Origin of the sequence: Flavobacterium anseongense (assembly GCF_021608185.1) — a bacterium.
Lineage (GTDB): Bacteria > Bacteroidota > Bacteroidia > Flavobacteriales > Flavobacteriaceae > Flavobacterium > Flavobacterium anseongense.
In genome coordinates this window covers 1-310 of sequence record NZ_JAKIHN010000037.1, presented here as the reverse complement: position 1 = coordinate 310, position 310 = coordinate 1, and the positions used below count along the sequence as shown (strand labels likewise).

Below are 310 nucleotides of genomic sequence, written 5' to 3'. Positions count from 1 at the left end.
CGGACTGACGTTTAACTCTATCACAAGGATGCTGTAACAATGGGTTATCGGATCCTCGGCTCTTACATACAACAACTGTACAAACGGATTGATATTGCAATAAGGTTGTGTCGGGTCGATATCCGTAACCGTATTGCCGGTTTGCGCATCAGTCAGTGTCTCATAGAAACTCAAAATATAATTGGCTGAACCCGATGCTCCACCTAACATATCGGCCTGTAAACTCAACAAATCAAAATCACAGCTAAAACCATCCTGATTATCATCACAAAGTGTATAAGGTGCTGTCGGCGGAATTAATGTCGGTAGC

The 310-nt window shown here is 42.9% G+C and carries 1 protein-coding gene; it reads right to left on the bottom strand.

All coding sequences use genetic code 11. The features are described from left to right. A partial coding sequence (locus tag L1S35_RS13250; protein ID WP_236401467.1) for an FIDD domain-containing protein occupies positions 1 to 310 on the bottom strand: 310 nt, incomplete at both ends.